Raw genomic sequence first — 17,310 nt, 5'->3', positions numbered from 1 at the left:
ACCCACTGGAGAAACACACACTATCAGGAGGCTAATTATGAAAGCCCCATAGAATTTTGCCACCTCTATGATACTGGATATAAAACCAGCTTCAAGCACCAAAATGTAGGAATTTCTTTCACCAAGAGATTGTTTGCCTCGTTACAGTGACATCTAAACGACAGCTGCACTGTAAAAGCGTTTTTATCCCCAACTGTTAACATAAACACATTAGTGATAACTAATCGATTAAAGATCACTCATCAGCGCCAGTTATGATTTTTCAGCGCTTGATTTTAAATAACCCATTGAAAATAAAATAAATTATTAAAAAGTAGAGAATGCGGACAACAGGAGCGCAAGCCGCGCCCGCTCTCGCTTGCCATCAGTTTTCTATGGCTAATGCACAAGGTTATCCACAGGAATGGTGGATAACTCATTCAACCCCACAGCGGCTGGGAGTTGGCGAAAAGCAAAGCTTGGGGGATAAATAGGGACTAACTGACTTTTTTAGTGTTTTTTTTACATTTTTATTTCACCGCATATTTCAATTAGTGCTAACTATGTAGCTTGCTAATTCTATAATTTTCACTAGTTAACACCTGCATCTAATGGCCTCTGACCTCTCTCTTTTTCTACTGCACCATTTTCTCCACCAAAGCACCGCTTAAGTGCAAGCTCGCCATCACTCTACGCTCGCACCCCGCCAGGCTGAGCTATTTTTACCCCACGCTGCGCGTTAAAACCATTTACAGCCTGTTAACAAACAGATTTTACTCTCTGTATAGCAACTTGGCCCAAGAGTTGCTTTATATCTCTGTGAAACGGAGAGATTAAAGGGGAAATGGTCTAAAGTGGTGCAACGCATTAATAGACTAAAAATCATCCTATCGCAGGGTGATTAAGGATAAAAATAGCCTGTTGATGCCATTTAATGCCGCAATTCGCCCATTTCACCTCAATTTACACCGACAACCACCCGTTAGAAGTGTGGTGTTTTATGCTGTACTGCCGCTACCAAGTATGCAGATTTGCTGGTTAATCCTTCACTAGCCGTTACAGAACACCGGGCCACCTGTGAACTACTGAGATCGACTGAGGAGAAGCACTGATGCTGAGTTTAACCGCTGTGAATCAATACTATGGACAGAATCATATCCTTTGGGATATTAATCTCGAGATCCCCCGTGGGCAGTGTACCTGCCTGATTGGCCGTAATGGCGTAGGAAAAACGACGTTAATTAATTGCATCATGGGGCATCTGCCAATTAAGAGTGGCACCATGACCTGGCAACCGAATCATGAACCGCCGCAGAATTTGCTACAGCAGCCGGTTGAGGGGCGCACTGCTCTGGGTATTGGCTATGTACCACAAGGGCAGCAGATCTTCTCTCAACTGAGTGTGGAGGAGAATATGCTGATAGCCGTGCTGGCGGGCCGCCATAAGTCGCGCCAAATTCCGGGCTGGATTTTTGATATATTCCCCCAACTGTATGACAAACGCACCCAACGTGGTGGGGAGCTAACCCGTAATCAACAACAGCAGTTGGCCATTGCCAGAGCACTGGTGACAGAGCCAGAACTGTTGATTCTTGATGAACCGGGGAGTGGTATTTTACCGCCGTTGACTGAGGATATTGGCAATATCCTACATCAGCTCAGTCGTAGCCTGGGTTTGACGGTACTTTTGGTTGAACACCGTTTACCCTTTATTCAGCATGTGGCGGATCGATTCTGTTTGATGGCCGATGGCCGAAATGTGGCACAAGGAACATTGGCTCAATTGGATGAAGAGATGATTATTACGCATTTGGCCAGTTAATATGGCGCAGAGTGGTTTCTCCCTCATGCAAACTAAAGCCGATGATAGCGGCCATACTCCGCAAAAAACTCAGGGCTAATAATATCTATTAGCCCTTTAGGGTCATATCGCCGTCAAAAATTCAGCTCAGTGGCACCTCAGCCAAAAGTCCTAAATCCAAATAGCCACCAAGATCACGCCGCTGGGTGATGGGATACACGTCAAGGTCCGTCAGATAGGGAACGACACCTAATCGCGGGGCACTGATCATCTGTGTCAATGTTGCCATATACTCAACTTGTCGCCCCCCCGCAGGTATCACCTCATTAGCTATCCACCCCACCAGTTTCAGCCCAGCTTGTCGGATAGCCAAAGCGGTCAACAAAGCATGATTGATACATCCCAACTTGATGCCAACAACCATAATTACTGGCAATTGCTCTCGTAAAACCCAATCGGCAAAAGTTGCCTGTGGCGACAGTGGGGTAAACCAGCCGCCAGCCCCTTCGACCAATATCCATTCGGCTGAGTGCTCAAGCTGCTGTAGTCCTTGCGATAAAATTGACAAATCAATCTCAAGCCCTTCGCTGGCACTGGCAATATGGGGCGAGGTGGCCTCCAGAAACGTGAGCGGATTCACCTGTGAATAACTAAGTGCCGCACTGCTGTTTGCTTGTAGCGCCAAAGCATCACTGTTGCGCAATCCGTCAGGCGTCATCTGGCTACCAGATGCCACCGGTTTATAACCGGCGGTGCGATAGCCCTGCTGGGCTGCGGCTTGCAGTAAGGCACAACTGGCAACTGTCTTACCGACATCGGTATCCGTGCCAGTGATAAACCAACGTTTAGTCACGATAGATAACCCCATAAACTAAGTGGTAACTCAGCGGGTAGGTGCCAGATTGGGTGCTATAAGCGCGTTGCAGGGCCACCAGCCGTTGGCGACCACTTAACCCGGAATGACGCCCCTGATGTAAATGCGTAGCACCAATGCCTTGCAGAGAGCGCATAAGCGCAATTACATCAGGAAACTGTTGCTGATATAACTCGGTTGTCAGGTGATGGCGATACCCCTGACAAGCGTCACTGATATGCTGAAAGGGGAGAAAATCATTCACATGGCGCTTGCCATCTACCTGTTGCCACGCCTGCCCCAGCTCATCAAGAGACCCCTTTGCCAGGGTAGAAAACAGGATGATGCCGCCAACTCGCGTGACACGATATAACTCAGCTAGCGCCTGCGCTAAATCAGCACACCACTGTAGCGCCAGATTACTAAAACAAATATCAACGCTTTGATCTGGCAGCGGTATATTCTCGATATCAGCCAATAAATAGCTGTCCGCAGCCTGCTGTCGCCGGGCATGATCCAACATTCCGGCGGCCAAATCTAGCGCAGTTACATATCTGTCTCGTTCACGCCAACAGCGGCTAAAATAGCCAGTACCGCACCCGGCATCCAGCACCGACGCACCAGGATGCTGATAACCCAGCGCTAATAAGGTATTCCCCGTTTCCCGTTGCAAACTTGCCGCTGAGTCGTAGCTGCCAGCAGCCCGGCTAAATGCAGCCGCAATCGCCGGTTTATCAACCAAGGGTAATCGTGGATTATCAGCGACAAACGCCATACAGCACCTCCAGCAATCTGTCGATATCATCACATTGATGCGCAGCACTCAGGGTAATACGCAATCTGGCACCCCCCGGCGGGACTGTTGGAGGGCGAATCGCCGTTACCCATAACCCCTCGGCGCGTAGTTGCTCCGCCAGTGTCAGTGTTTGCTGATTGTCACCCACCAGCAGTGGCTGGATAGCGGTTTTAGATGCCCCTAATTGCAACGGTAAGTCTGCCGCTCCACGCCGAAATTGCGCAATACGTTGCTGAAGCTGCTGTCGCAAGTCATCACCTTGCTGAATACGTAATAGTGCCGCTTGCAGCGCACAAGCCTGTGCTGGCGGCATCGCGGTGCTGTAAATCAGGTGACGGGCATATTGCAGCAGATACTCGGCAACCGGCTCCTGACACAACACTGCCGCCCCACTCAGGCCGAATGCCTTGCCAAAAGTGACCACTAACAGTTCAGGTTTTACCCCTTGCTGCCAGCAACTACCACGGCCACCTTCGCCACACACCCCAATTCCGTGCGCATCATCCACCAGTAACCAGCCACCCGCCGCCACTGTTTTTTGCTGCAAAGCAGCCAGTGGAGCGCTATCACCGTCCATACTAAACACGCCTTCGGTGACCACCAATGTTTGGCCCGCACAGGGTTTATCGAGTAGGTTTTGTAGCGCATCGGGCTGATTATGCACAAAGCGCCGCAATTGAGCCGGAGAGTGTGCAGCCGCCTCCAGCAAAGAGGCGTGGCTGAGTTTATCGGCCAGTATCCTGTCGTCGGCGGCAGTTAACGCCGCCAATACCGCCTGATTTGCCGCGTAGCCTGAGATAAACAACAATGCACGCGGATAACCCAGCCAGTCCGCCAATTGGTGTTCCAGTTGGGCATGAGGCCGACTATAGCCGGTAACATGGCCAGAGCCACCACTGCCAACACCATAGCGTTGCGCCCCCTGCTGCCACGCCGCAATCACGTCAGGATCCTGACTTAACCCCAGATAATCATTGCTGGAGAAGTTGAGATAACGCCGTTCTGCTGATTGCAACCAGCGCCCACTCGCCCCCTCATTAACCTGACGGCTACGGTAGGCCGCGGCGTCGCGTCGCTGTTGCAGCCCCTGCTCTATCTTGCTTTGCCAGTTCATCAGATTGCCGCGTTATAGAATTGTGTGCTCTCGCCGGGCAATGAGTCACGCTGCAAGAGTTGCTCAGTCAATACTTGCTGCTGTTCGCGATCCCCTTGCTCGGTGGCGGTTTGCTGTGGATTCAGCCCCAATTTACGGAACAGTTGCAGATCTTTATCTTCTTCAGGATTCGCCGTGGTAAGCAATTTACAGCCGTAGAAAATAGAGTTAGCCCCTGCCATAAAGCACATCGCCTGCGTTTGCTCGTTCATTTGTTCGCGACCGGCAGATAAACGCACGTAAGAGGTTGGCATCATGATACGTGCGATAGCGATGGTGCGGATAAACTCGAAAGCATCGACGTCGTCGTTATTTTCCAGCGGCGTGCCTTTCACTTTTACCAGCATATTGATCGGCACACTTTCAGGCGGTTTGGGCAAATTCGCCAGTTGTACCAGTAGCCCTGCGCGGTCGCGGACAGTTTCGCCCAACCCGACAATGCCTCCCGAACAGACTTTGATACCGGCATCACGAACTTCACTGAGGGTATCGAGCCGTTCCTGATAACTGCGGGTGGTAATGATGCTGCCATAGAATTCCGGCGAGGTATCAAGATTGTGGTTGTAATAATCCAGCCCAGCCTCTGCCAACCGGTGAGCTTGCTGTTTATCCAGCGAGCCAAGCGTCATACAGGTTTCCATCCCCATGGCCTTGACACCTTCAACCATTTTCTCCAGATAAGGCATGTCACGCTCATGGGGATTCTTCCAGGCCGCGCCCATACAGAAACGGGTTGAGCCGGCGGCTTTGGCCTTTTTCGCTGACTCCAGCACTTGTTCAACCTGCATTAAGCGCTCACTTTCCAAGCCAGTTTTGTAACGCGAGCTTTGCGGGCAATATTTGCAATCTTCCGGGCAAGCACCGGTCTTAATCGACAGCAAAGTACTGACTTGCACCTGACGCGAGTCAAAATGCTGACGATGAATCTGCTGCGCTTCAAACAATAAATCCAGCAGTGGTTTTTCAAACAGGGCCTGGGCTTGCCCGACTGTCCAGCGAATATAATTTGCCATTACGGCTTCTCCAGGGAAGAGAAAAAAGTTTCGCCAGTGTAAATAAACTCGATATACTGTCAACCATTCTTGTAATGAATTGGTTTACAACAATCCTCATGACACCTTCTGACCTGGCTTTTGATCAACGTCATATCTGGCACCCCTACACCTCAATGACTGACCCACTTCCCTGCTATCCGGTGGTCGCGGCCGACGGCGTTGAGCTGCAACTGGCTGATGGCCGACGTCTGATCGATGGCATGTCATCATGGTGGGCGGCCATTCACGGCTATAATCATCCGGTACTGAACCATGCGGCACATCAGCAGTTGGATAAAATGTCCCATGTGATGTTTGGGGGTATCACCCACCCGCCCGCCGTGGAACTCTGCCAACAGTTGGTTGCTCTAACCCCTTCGGCACTAGAGTGTGTTTTTCTCGCTGATTCGGGTTCGGTGGCCGTTGAAGTGGCGTTGAAAATGGCATTGCAATACTGGCAGGCCAAAGGTGAACGGCGGCAACGGATTTTAACCCTGCGCCACGGCTACCATGGTGATACTTTTGGTGCGATGTCAGTTTGTGATCCCCAGAATTCAATGCACAGTTTGTATCAGGGGTATTTAGCTGAAAATCTGTTTGCCCGCGCGCCACAATGCCGCTTCGACCAGGCGTGGAACCCGGAAGACATCACTGATTTTGCTGAAATGATAGCCACACATTCCAGCGAGATAGCCGCAGTCATTCTGGAACCGATAGTGCAAGGTGCCGGTGGAATGCGTATCTATCACCCCGCCTATTTGCGTGAGGTCAGAGCATTGTGCGATCAGCACCAGATTTTGTTGATTGCCGATGAAATCGCTACCGGTTTTGGCCGCACCGGCAAATTTTTCGCCTGCGAACATGCGCAAATCGTGCCGGACATTCTGTGTTTAGGTAAGGCATTGACCGGCGGCTACCTGACCTTATCGGCTACCTTAACTACCCGTAAGGTGGCAGAAACCATCAGTAACGGTGATGCGGGTTGCTTTATGCACGGCCCGACATTTATGGCTAATCCATTGGCTTGCACTGTCGCCTCGGCAAGCTTGAGTCTGTTGGCTGAGAATCACTGGCAACAGCAGGTTGCCGCCATAGAAAACCAATTGAAACACGCGTTAATGCCACTTGCAGAACATGAAGCAGTGGCCGATGTGCGGGTATTAGGAGCAATTGGGGTAGTGGAAATGAAAGAGCCGGTTAACGTCGCGCGCCTGCAACGGCAATTTGTCGAACACGGCGTGTGGATCCGCCCGTTTGGTAAACTGATTTACCTGATGCCGCCTTATATTATCTCGCCGCAATCACTGGCGCAGTTAACGGATGCGGTGAAAGCGGCGATAGTAAATATCCACTAAAGCAGTGGTGGGCAATATCGTCCGCAGACTGGCGGGGCGACTGCACCGATGGGCGTTGCGACGGCTTACGCCGTTACGACCCCTTCGACACAATTCCCCGCCCGGTAATATTATTTTTAAACTCTTGGGGCCAAAATAGTGACCCACATTGGCCCTTTCCCTACCGCATAGCGCTTCAGAGTGGTTAGCTCACCGCTGTGTTGATCAATACGATACACGGCAATATGATCCGACTTCTGGCCGGAAGAGATCAGGAAGTTACCACTGTTATCGATATTAAAACCGCGTGGCTGTGCTTCAGTCTGTTGGTGCCCGACCAACGTAATCTCACGCCCATCCTCAGAAACACTGAAAATACCCAGCAGACTGGCAGTACGGTCACTGATATAGAGATGACGGCCATTTGGCGTAATATGGATATCAGCCGCCCAACGAGTGCCGGTAAAGTCTGTTGGCATCGCATCCAGCGTCTGTATTAGCTGGTATTCCTGGCCGTTTTTGCTGATTTGATACACATCTACCGAGCTATTCAGCTCGTTAACACAATAGGCGACGTGTTTATTGGGGTGGAAGGCCATATGACGTGGGCCTGCACCGGCAGCAACCGGTATCACCGCCTGAGCGTGTGGCGTCAGTTTACCCTCAAGGCTCAGATCAAATAACCGCACCTTATCTTCTTTCAGGCAAGGTACCAGTAAGATTTGATTGGTCGGATCAATATTCGCCGAATGTGGAGCAGGCAAATCATCCAATTGCTGAATAGGTGCCTGTACCACACCCAGCTCATCAATAGGGCTAATGCTGACACAGTTAAAGCTATAAGAAGCAGAGAACAGGAAGCGGCCTTGTAAATCAGTGCCGATGTGCGTTGGGCTACCTGGAAGTGGTGCCCTGCCAGCAGCGGTCAATGTGCCATCGTCACTGATGTTGTAGCTGATAATGGCAAAATCGGGGCGCACCCCAACATATAACTGGCGCTGGTTTGGATTGATTGTCATCGGCTGCACTTGCCCCGGCACCTCTACCGTTTGCAATAAGGTTAATGCACCGGCGGAATCTAATTGCCAAACATGGATCTGCTGACTGTCTGGGCTTGCCACGTAAACCACTTGCTTCATCTCTACTCCTTAGTCGAACCTATTATACTCGTCATACTTCAAGCTGCATGTGTGTTGGCTTCGTTCAATCACCCGAATCATTGACTGGCGTCAACTCATCGGAACTCACTCGCTTGCCGCCTTCCTGCAACTCGAATTATTTAGAGTATAGGCAACTTTAATTGGCCGAATTTGTCTTTCCAAACAAACCTTGCGCTTAACACAATTGCAAAATTGCGAATAATTTAGCCTAGCTTACCTGACTCGGCGGACATAACAACAGTCTGCTGTCGCGCTGTTTAAAACTTATCCTGCTTATTTTTAGCTGATTATGCTACCCACTCCCAAGCTTGGTTTAATCAACCCACCATCCGGTGTACCATCAAGTAATACTATGCAAACATACTATTAATGCCCTTATCGACGAGACTATAGCTGCCATGACATATCGCATAATTGCACTGGATCTAGACGGAACGCTACTGGATCACAAAAAACGTATTCTGCCAGAATCCTTGTCCGCACTGGCACAAGCCCGTGCTGAGGGCATCAAAGTGGTAGTGGTGACCGGCCGCCATCATGTTGCTATTCACCCGTTTTATCAGGCACTAGAACTTGATACACCTGCAATTTGCTGCAACGGTACCTATATTTATGATTATCATGCAAAAAAGGTATTAGATTCAAACCCCTTGCAGCCTCAACAAGCGGTTCAGGTGCTGCAGTTGCTGGAGCAAACCGGTATCCACGGGCTAATGTATGTGGACGATGCCATGCTCTATCAACAAACCAGCGGACATGTGATTCGCTCACTCAGTTGGGCTGAGTCATTACCACCCGCTCAGCGCCCGACGCTACTCCATGTTGATAGCTTGCTCGATGCAGCCCACACTGCCAGTTCCATCTGGAAATTTGCCACTTCACACTCGGATATTGAGCAACTGAGAGCGCTCGCAACCCAGATTGAGAATGAAATGGGGTTGGCCTGCGAATGGTCATGGCATGATCAAGTTGATATCGCACAGACGGGTAACAGCAAAGGTAAGCGGCTACAGCAATGGGTTGAATCTCAGGGTTTGAGCATGAAAGATGTGATTGCCTTTGGTGATAACTTTAATGACCTGAGCATGCTGGAAAGCGCCGGTTTGGGGGTAGCGATGGGGAACAGCGCCGATGCTATCAAACAGCGGGCTGACCTGGTGATTGCCGATAACGAACAACCCGGTATTGCTGGCGTCATCCGCCAGCATGTTCTGGCTTGATAGTAAAATACGCCCGGCTGACGGGCGTTTTATCATCGGGTAAACCCAAGGGTTAGCGCCCTCAATTCTTGCGGTTAAACGAGACACTTTTTATCTGTGCATACACCCACTGACCGGGTTTAAGCGCCAATTCATCCCGTGCCCACGGCGTGATCCGCGCCCACAGCCATTGATCACCAACCGCGAGTTTGACATCGACCTGCCCATCCACCTCAAGGCATTCGGCAATTTTTACCGGCAAGATATTACGGATACTGCTACTTTGCGGTGGCTGTAATACCAACGAAACATCGGCTGCATTAATCCGAATACGCATTGAGCTACCCTCTTGCGCATCAAGCTTACCCACCCACAATCGCTGATCACCTAACGCCAGCGCGGTCATGGCATAGCGGTCGTGGTGACCAATGACACTGACCCGCAGTATGCTGCTCGGTTCTTCCCGTTGCAGCCACGGGCGCAATGCACTACTGGCCCACACTTCCTCCAGCCCGCCGACCGCGCGCACTTTGCCACCATCCATAACCACCACTTGATCTGCCAGCCGCAGGATCTCATCCATGCTGTGACTGACATACAAAATAGGGGTGTTAACATCTTGCGCCAACCGCTCCAGATAAGGCAGCAGCTCACGTTTGCGGGGCAAATCCAGAGAGGCCAGTGGCTCATCCATCAACAACAGCTCGGGGGCTGTCAATAATGCGCGCCCAATAGCAACACGCTGTTTCTCGCCGCCAGAGAGGGTCAGTGGGAAACGACTTAATAGTGGCTCGATACCCAGCAAACCGACAATTGTGTCAAATTGCCCACGCATTGACGGGGCCATGCCGTATTGTAAATTGCCCCGCACCCGATAATGGGGAAATAAGCGCGCATCCTGAAATACGTAACCGACTTTGCGTTTTTCCGGCGGCAGATAGATTTGCTGCTCGGCATCCACCAGCACCCGGCCATTTAACACCACTTTGCCTTGCTGCGGGCGGGTCAGGCCACCAATGACATTAATTAATGAAGTTTTACCGGCCCCCGACAACCCGAAAATAGCGGTGATACCTTGGGCGGGCAGATTGGTGGAAACACGTAAATCCAAATCGCCCAGTTGCTGACTGAAATCCAGCTCTAACATGGTGCCCCCATGCGTTTTTTACCCCAGCGGGCCAGCCATTCGGATAATAACAACGCCACCAACGACAGAATAATGGCAATGACACACAAACGCGCAGCAGCAGCTTCCGCCCCAGGGGTTTCAATCAGTGTGTACATTGCCAGTGGAATAGTGCGGGTTTCACCGGGAATATTGGAGACGAAAGTGATGGTCGCCCCAAACTCCCCCAGTGAACGGGCAAAAGAGAGCACGGTGCCAGCAATCACCCCCGGTAAAGAGAGCGGTAACGTAATGGTGAAAAACACCCGCCACGGATTGGCTCCTAGCGTGCGGGCCGCCAGTTCCAGACGCGTATCAACTGCTTCCAACGCCAGCCGGATAGCCCTCACCATCAGCGGAAAGGCCACCACCGCCGAGGCTAACGCCGCACCACGCCAACTAAAACTGAAATTAATGCCAAACCAGCTATAGAGCCACTCGCCAATAAAACCGCGCCGCCCCATGCTTATCAACAATAAATAGCCAATCACCACGGGTGGCAGCACCAGTGGTAAGTGAATAATACTGTCTAACAACGATTTACCGGGAAAACGGCAGCGCACTAAAATCCACGCCATTAAAATGCCTAACGGCAAACTGCACGCCACCGCAACCGCTGAAACCTTCAGACTCAGAATAATTGCCTGCCACTCATACTCACTCAATATCATTAGCGTGGGGTAAATCCATAATTTTTGAAAATAACCGCCGCGGCTGGGCTTTTCAGGTAATCATAAAAAGCACTCACGGTCGGGTTTTCATGGCCTTTAACAATTGCCATCGGGTATTCAACCGGCTTATGACTTGCTTCCGGGAATATCCCCACAACCTTAACTTTGTTACTGGCTATCGCATCTGAACCATAGACAATACCCAGCGGCGCTTCTGCCCGTTCGACCAGTGCCATTGCACTGCGCACGTTATTGGCCCGCGCCATTTCAGGGGCTAAAGTTGACCAGGCACCTAAATTCTCCAGTGACTCTTTGGCATAAATCCCAGCAGGAACATGATCAGGATCGCCCACTGCCAAACGGCCACCATCCAATAATTTCTTCCAGTCGGTTTTTTTATCGATTACGACTTTATCTATTTTACTGTCTTGCGGAGCAATTAATACCAGTTCATTACCTAATAAGGTGTAGCGAGTATTGGCAACAATTTGCTGTTTATCAATAGCATAATCCATCCATTGCTGATCGGCAGAAATAAACATATCAGCCGGTGCGCCCTGCTCAATCTGGCGTGCCAATGTTGAAGATGAAGCATACGACGCCACGACATCAACCTGCTTCTCTTTTTTATACTGTACGGCAATATCTTGTAATGCATTGGTCAATGAAGCCGCAGCAAACACTGTAATGTTGTCCGCCGCTAACGTGGTGCCGGAAAATGCTGCCAGCAGTGTTGCACTCGCTACCCAAACCTTGGCGTTACCGTATTGATTCTTCATGTTGTTCTCCGCATTAATGAAATCGCTATATACATGGGAATATAACGCAACATTATAAGCAGGTCATGCAGTTTATCGGCAAGATGTGAGGTATCTTGAGCTGTGGTAACAAGTGGGGGAAATGAGGGAGAAAAACGAAAATGCCCAGCATCTATGCGCCGGGCATTCAGAAATCAGATTAAGAGCGTTCTTTGGTGTGACCGGTCTTAGAGATGACGTTGAACACCTCGCCCAGTCCATAGATAAGCCCCAGAATCACGGCCATCACCACCGGTACCATGACCACGGCAAAGACCAGACTTTTCAATAAATCCAACATATCAGCCTCTCATTACTGCTCATTGAGCGATAACTTACGTTATCACAATAACTAGGATCTATCATTTACTGTAAATTATATCAGCGATGAATGAACCCTGTTATTTTAACTAACAGCAAAAGAATGTAACCTGCCAAACGTGCGATTCAGGTGTATACAAGCACTTAGATAGCAATAATCCTTTCCCGCCGGAGTAAAAAATCATGCAGGCTGAAATTCTTCTTACCCTAAAACTTCAGCAACGGCTGTTTGCTGATCCCCGGCGTATCGCATTACTGAAACAAATACAGCATACCGGTTCCATCAGCCAGGGCGCAAAACTGGCTGGGATTAGCTATAAAAGTGCCTGGGACGCGATTAACGAAATGAATACCTTAGCCGAGGAAATATTGGTTGAGCGGGCAACGGGTGGTAAAGGCGGTGGCGGCGCGCACCTGACTCGTTACGGCGAGCGTTTAATTCAACTTTATGATTTGCTCGCCAAGATTCAGCAAAAGGCATTTGACACGCTGAAAGATGATTCGCTGCCACTCGATAGTTTATTGGCCGCTATTTCGCGCTTCTCTTTACAAACCAGCGCCCGTAATCAATTTTTCGGCACCCTGATTGAGCGGGATCATCAGCAGGTTCAACAACACGTCAATATCCTATTATCAGACGGCAAAACCCGGTTATCTGCGGCACTCACTCAACAGAGTGCTGATCGCTTGCAACTTTCGGCGGGCAAAGAAGTGTTGGCACTGATCAAAGCCCCTTGGGTAAAACTGGTTACTGATCAGGCACTGGCGGGTGCTGCTGATAACTCTCTGCCCGGCACCGTAGCCAGTATTGAACCCGGCAACGATCACAGTGAAGTTATCGTGACCTTGACCGGGGGAGCCAGCTTGTGTTCGACACAAAACAACAGCGAATTACATAAGCTGAATTTGCATGTTGGTAGTCACGTCATTGCTCAATTCAATGCAGATCGGGTCATTATCGCTACACTTTGCTAAATAATTTAGCTTAGTTATGCAAAATAACCTTAGTATTTACTGTTGACATTTTGCCCCTTTCCGATTATCCCTAACACCCTTATTGTGTTGCAAGATATGGAAAGAATGATGTCGGAGTTGCAAATATCGCAAGGTTGTTTTCGCCTGAGTGACACCCGGACACTCATCCTGCCAGCATTGCATGTTCAATCGGGTGATAGCTGGGCATTTGTCGGTGCCAATGGCAGCGGGAAATCCGCGTTGGCGAAGGCATTAGCAGGGGAATTAATCCTGTTGAGCGGCAGCCGCCACAACCATTTTCGCCACAGCGTGCATTTGTCGTTCGAGCAACTTCAGCAGTTAGTCAGCGAAGAGTGGCAGCGCAATAACACTGATTTACTCAGCGCAGATGAAGACGATACCGGGCGTACTACCGCAGAGATCATTCAGGAAGAATACGTTGATCCGCAACGTTGTCAGCAGTTGGCAGAGCAGTTTGGTATCAGCCAGTTACTCTCGCGTCGCTTTAAATATCTTTCTACTGGTGAGACCCGCAAAACATTGTTGTGCCGAGCGCTGATGCCACAACCGGATCTGTTGATTCTGGATGAACCCTTTGATGGTCTGGATGTGACAGCCCGCACGCAGTTGGCTGGCATGCTATCCACCCTTTCAGCACAAGGTGTCACGCTGGTGTTGGTACTAAATCGTTTTGATGATATCCCTGATTTTGTGCAATACCTCGGTGTGCTGGCAGATTGCCAATTAACCCAGACTGGCCCCCGCCAGCAGATTCTTTCCGAGGCATTGATTGCCCAACTGGCGCACAGTGAAAACCTTGATGGTATGTTGTTGCCAGAAACAGAACACCCGCAACAGCAGGCCTCTTTCGCACCAGATAAGCCACTAATTATCTTGCGTAATGGCGTGGTTGAATACAATGACCGCCCTATTCTTCATAACCTGAGTTGGCAGGTTAATCCCGGTGAACACTGGCAAATTATTGGCCAAAACGGTGCTGGGAAGTCAACTTTACTCAGCCTGATTACTGGCGACCATCCGCAAGGATACAGTAATGATTTGACACTGTTTGGCCGCCGCCGTGGCAGTGGAGAAACCATTTGGGATATTAAACGCCATATTGGTTATGTCAGCAGTAGTTTGCATCTGGATTACCGCGTCAGCACCAATCTACGTACCGTGATTCTCTCCGGTTTTTTCGATTCAATCGGTATTTATCAGGCGGTGTCTGATCGCCAACAACAATTAGCCGATCAATGGTTAGACTTACTCGGTTTTTCCGCCGTGACCGCTAATCAGCCCTTCCACAGTCTCTCTTGGGGGCAACAACGGTTGGCACTGATCGCCCGAGCACTGGTTAAGCATCCTGCACTGTTGATTCTTGATGAACCCTTGCAGGGTTTGGACCCGCTTAACCGCCTATTGGTACGGCGTTTTATTGATGTAATGATCAGTGAAGGTGACACGCAACTGTTATTCGTTTCTCACCATGCTGAAGATGCACCACAATGCATTACCCACCGTTTGACCTTTGTTCCTGATGGCAATATTTATCACTACCAACAGGAAAAGTTAGCAGGTTAAAACTCTTCAGGCTTTTCGTTGAGGATAATGAGAGCTATCCTCAACGGAAGCGGCGTTTATTGGCGGGGGCTTATGCTATCATTCTTACTGCCAGCCCCTATCAGCGCCGGCGATAAAGTTAACATATTCAGCCACCATCAGGATTTATACCCTATAAATTTCAGGTGCAGGCCAGCCGCAAGAGACAAACCGCTCATAAGCCGATTTGAACTGCATGTACGCAAGTCCGCAGGCTAAGTCTCAAAAGGGCTATAGCCCTATAAGCCGAACGAATCAAGCGGCCAACGCACCTGCGATTTGAAAGATGACGGGCATAACATTAAAGGGATATTTATGTGGGGCATACTTGCTGCTTCGTTACTTTTCTTATCAATTAACCGGGTACTTTCCCTGTTTCTCTTGCTGTCGTCACTGTCAATTGCCTTGTATCACGGTGTTTTGACTCTGCCATCAGCCGCATTCTTGCTTCTAACATTGATTGTGGCACTACTACTGAAAAAATATCGTCACCGGAAATGGCCGGCCGTCGCACTGGAATTGCTGCTGGTGATGGCAGCAATCGTACTGTTTCTGCATCTGGTACCCGGTTTTAATAATCTAAATGTATTGAATGAAGTGAAAACAGGGCCACTCAGCGCGCCCTTCAGCCTGTATTACAATCTTGATAAGGCATTAATACCTTTTATTTTACTGGCTTGCCTGCCAACCTTATTTGTCGCGAAAAAGCACCCATCAGTGAGCCGTGCAAGCTGGCTGGTATTGATTGTCAGTATCCCTGCATTGCTGTTGCTGGCTGTTGCCTTAGGCGGCCTGAAAATTGAGATGCACACCCCGGCATGGATAGGTTCCTTTGTGGTCGCTAATGTGTTTTTTGTTTGTCTGGCAGAAGAAGCACTGTTTCGTGGCTATTTGCAACAAAGGTTAAGTCAGTGGTTGGGTAACTATCCGGCCCTACTGCTCACCGCCCTGTTATTTGGCGCAGCACATATTGCAGGCGGCCCGCTATTGATGGTGTTCGCCGCATTGGCGGGGTTAATTTACGGCCTGGCATGGCTGTGGAGTGGTCGTTTATGGGTGGCGGTAGCCTTTCACTTCGCCCTGAATTTGATGCATTTATTGTTCTTCACTTATCCTCTTTATTCATCGCACTAATCTTTATCTACCCTGGTTATCTACCGACCCGAGGCTAGCATTCTTAACTGGAATCGGGCGGTGCATAACAGGCAGGACATTTCTGCTGAATTAATGGATGAGAACGCTACCAATCCAGTTATCTATGTGGTGACTGTTATTTATCTCTTGTTTTTGCCTATCCTTGCTTATTCCCCTGTCTTTATGCTTTTGCTGGGATTAAACTGGGAGAAATTTAAATGTAAACGATTCCATTATTGAGCGCAGATCACCTTTTCTCACATAATGGCGTGCTATCTTTCTTAGACTAAAGTCATTCGAGGAGTCTTTTATGTACGTTCTGGTAACAGGTGGTAGCGGTTACATCGGTAGCCATACCTGTGTGCAATTGATTGAAGCTGGCTACCAACCGGTCATCCTCGATAACCTTTGCAACAGCAAATCCAGCGTATTAGCCCGGATACATGCCCTTAGCGGCTATACACCGAAGCTTTATCAAGGTGACATCCGTGACCGCGCTTTACTCGACCGAATATTTGCTGAGCAGTCTATCCATGCGGTCATTCACTTTGCTGGCCTGAAAGCCGTGGGTGAGTCGGTCAGTAAGCCACTGGAATATTACAATAATAATGTCTTCGGCACCTTAGTATTGCTGGAGGCCATGCGTGCTGCACAGGTCAAAAACTTTATCTTCAGTTCCTCTGCCACGGTCTACGGCGATCAGCCACAAATTCCGTATGTCGAAAGCTTCCCGACCGGCTTGCCATCCAGCCCGTATGGCCGTAGCAAGTTGATGGTTGAGCAAATTTTGCAAGATGTGCAACTGGCTGACCCGCAATGGAATATGACCATTCTGCGCTATTTCAATCCGGTTGGCGCACATCCGTCAGGCTCCATGGGTGAAGACCCACAAGGTATCCCGAATAACCTGATGCCATTTATTGCACAAGTTGCCGTTGGTCGTCGTGAGTCGCTGGCCATATTCGGTAATGACTACCCGACACCGGATGGCACCGGGGTACGCGATTATATTCACGTAGTCGATTTAGCAGATGGTCATGTGGCAGCGATGAAAAAACTACACAATCAGCCTGGCGTGCATATTTTCAATCTGGGTGCCGGCGTGGGTAGCAGTGTTTTACAAGTGGTCGAGGCATTCAGCAAGGCGTGTGGCAAGCCGCTGGCCTACCATTTTGCCCCGCGCCGCGCAGGTGACTTACCGGCTTACTGGGCAGACCCGAGCAAAGCTGCCGCACAATTGGGTTGGCGGGTGCGCCGCTCGCTTGATGAAATGGCGGCAGATACCTGGCATTGGCAATCCAATAATCCTCAGGGCTATCCCGATTAAGGTGTTGTT

Annotated in this window: 17 protein-coding genes; 8 read left to right on the top strand and 9 right to left on the bottom strand. The window is 49.8% G+C overall.

The window, feature by feature from the left end:
- The first annotated feature begins 320 nt into the window (after positions 1 to 320).
- A complete protein-coding gene (locus Q2T71_RS05635; RefSeq protein WP_372558383.1) occupies positions 321 to 473 on the top strand; it encodes a hypothetical protein in 153 nt (50 codons plus the stop codon).
- A 617-nt stretch (positions 474 to 1,090) separates the two neighbouring features.
- A complete protein-coding gene (locus tag Q2T71_RS05630; RefSeq protein ID WP_083159528.1) occupies positions 1,091 to 1,801 on the top strand; it encodes an ABC transporter ATP-binding protein in 711 nt (236 codons plus the stop codon).
- A 121-nt stretch (positions 1,802 to 1,922) separates the two neighbouring features.
- Here the strand turns inward: Q2T71_RS05630 and bioD are convergent, their stop codons facing one another.
- Genes bioD through bioB form a run of 4 tightly spaced genes read right to left on the bottom strand, consistent with a single transcriptional unit; the run spans position 1,923 to position 5,595 of the window.
- Positions 1,923 to 2,633 carry a dethiobiotin synthase gene (gene bioD / locus Q2T71_RS05625; RefSeq protein WP_372558382.1) on the bottom strand — a complete coding sequence of 237 codons (711 nt, stop codon included), beginning with the start codon at positions 2,631 to 2,633 and terminating at the stop codon, positions 1,923 to 1,925.
- On the bottom strand, positions 2,626 to 3,408 hold the full coding sequence (gene bioC / locus Q2T71_RS05620; RefSeq protein ID WP_372558381.1) for a malonyl-ACP O-methyltransferase BioC: 783 nt from the start codon (positions 3,406 to 3,408) through the stop codon (positions 2,626 to 2,628). The genes bioD and bioC overlap by 8 nt, the downstream gene beginning before the upstream one ends.
- Entirely contained in the window at positions 3,392 to 4,543 is a 1,152-nt protein-coding gene (gene bioF, locus Q2T71_RS05615; RefSeq protein WP_372558380.1) for an 8-amino-7-oxononanoate synthase, read from the bottom strand. Before bioF ends, bioC begins: the two co-directional genes overlap by 17 nt.
- On the bottom strand, positions 4,543 to 5,595 hold the full coding sequence (gene bioB, locus Q2T71_RS05610; protein WP_372558379.1) for a biotin synthase BioB: 1,053 nt from the start codon (positions 5,593 to 5,595) through the stop codon (positions 4,543 to 4,545). Before bioB ends, bioF begins: the two co-directional genes overlap by 1 nt.
- A gap of 98 nt (positions 5,596 to 5,693) precedes the next feature.
- On the opposite strand from bioB, the gene bioA reads away from it, so the two are divergent.
- Positions 5,694 to 6,971: an adenosylmethionine--8-amino-7-oxononanoate transaminase gene (bioA, locus tag Q2T71_RS05605; protein WP_372558378.1), complete on the top strand. Its 1,278-nt coding sequence runs from the start codon at positions 5,694 to 5,696 to the stop codon at positions 6,969 to 6,971.
- Positions 6,972 to 7,087: 116 nt separating this feature from the next.
- Here bioA and pgl read toward each other — a convergent pair whose 3' ends face one another.
- Entirely contained in the window at positions 7,088 to 8,089 is a 1,002-nt protein-coding gene (gene pgl / locus Q2T71_RS05600; protein WP_372558377.1) for a 6-phosphogluconolactonase, read from the bottom strand.
- 419 nt (positions 8,090 to 8,508) lie between these two features.
- Between pgl and Q2T71_RS05595 the strand changes: the two genes are divergently transcribed.
- A complete protein-coding gene (locus Q2T71_RS05595) occupies positions 8,509 to 9,330 on the top strand; it encodes a pyridoxal phosphatase (RefSeq protein WP_372558376.1) in 822 nt (273 codons plus the stop codon).
- 61 nt (positions 9,331 to 9,391) lie between these two features.
- Here the strand turns inward: Q2T71_RS05595 and modC are convergent, their stop codons facing one another.
- The 4 genes from modC to Q2T71_RS05575 all read right to left on the bottom strand — a co-directional run bounded on the left by modC (position 9,392) and on the right by Q2T71_RS05575 (position 12,243).
- A complete protein-coding gene (gene modC / locus Q2T71_RS05590; RefSeq protein WP_083159544.1) occupies positions 9,392 to 10,456 on the bottom strand; it encodes a molybdenum ABC transporter ATP-binding protein ModC in 1,065 nt (354 codons plus the stop codon).
- Positions 10,450 to 11,145 (bottom strand): molybdate ABC transporter permease subunit, encoded by a 696-nt coding sequence (gene modB, locus Q2T71_RS05585; RefSeq protein ID WP_032907071.1) that lies wholly within the window; start codon positions 11,143 to 11,145, stop codon positions 10,450 to 10,452. The genes modC and modB overlap by 7 nt, the downstream gene beginning before the upstream one ends.
- Positions 11,145 to 11,924 carry a molybdate ABC transporter substrate-binding protein gene (modA, locus tag Q2T71_RS05580; RefSeq protein ID WP_083159546.1) on the bottom strand — a complete coding sequence of 260 codons (780 nt, stop codon included), beginning with the start codon at positions 11,922 to 11,924 and terminating at the stop codon, positions 11,145 to 11,147. The genes modB and modA overlap by 1 nt, the downstream gene beginning before the upstream one ends.
- A gap of 178 nt (positions 11,925 to 12,102) precedes the next feature.
- Entirely contained in the window at positions 12,103 to 12,243 is a 141-nt protein-coding gene (locus tag Q2T71_RS05575) for an AcrZ family multidrug efflux pump-associated protein (RefSeq protein WP_083159548.1), read from the bottom strand.
- A gap of 203 nt (positions 12,244 to 12,446) precedes the next feature.
- Between Q2T71_RS05575 and modE the strand changes: the two genes are divergently transcribed.
- From modE to galE, 4 genes are all read left to right on the top strand, one after another.
- Positions 12,447 to 13,238 carry a molybdenum-dependent transcriptional regulator gene (modE, locus tag Q2T71_RS05570; protein ID WP_372558375.1) on the top strand — a complete coding sequence of 264 codons (792 nt, stop codon included), beginning with the start codon at positions 12,447 to 12,449 and terminating at the stop codon, positions 13,236 to 13,238.
- Between the two features lie 108 nt (positions 13,239 to 13,346).
- A complete protein-coding gene (gene modF, locus Q2T71_RS05565) occupies positions 13,347 to 14,822 on the top strand; it encodes a molybdate ABC transporter ATP-binding protein ModF (RefSeq protein ID WP_372558374.1) in 1,476 nt (491 codons plus the stop codon).
- A gap of 333 nt (positions 14,823 to 15,155) precedes the next feature.
- Complete coding sequence (locus tag Q2T71_RS05560) at positions 15,156 to 15,974, top strand: lysostaphin resistance A-like protein (RefSeq protein WP_372558373.1); 819 nt, start codon at positions 15,156 to 15,158, stop codon at positions 15,972 to 15,974.
- A 310-nt stretch (positions 15,975 to 16,284) separates the two neighbouring features.
- Positions 16,285 to 17,301 carry a UDP-glucose 4-epimerase GalE gene (galE, locus tag Q2T71_RS05555; protein ID WP_372558372.1) on the top strand — a complete coding sequence of 339 codons (1,017 nt, stop codon included), beginning with the start codon at positions 16,285 to 16,287 and terminating at the stop codon, positions 17,299 to 17,301.
- Positions 17,302 to 17,310: the final 9 nt, after the last annotated feature.

It is taken from the genome of Yersinia sp. 1652 StPb PI, from assembly GCF_041538345.1.
Lineage (GTDB): Bacteria > Pseudomonadota > Gammaproteobacteria > Enterobacterales > Enterobacteriaceae > Yersinia > Yersinia enterocolitica_E.
The sequence above is the reverse complement of the archived record's forward strand: the minus strand, read 5'-3'. Positions and strand labels throughout refer to the sequence as shown.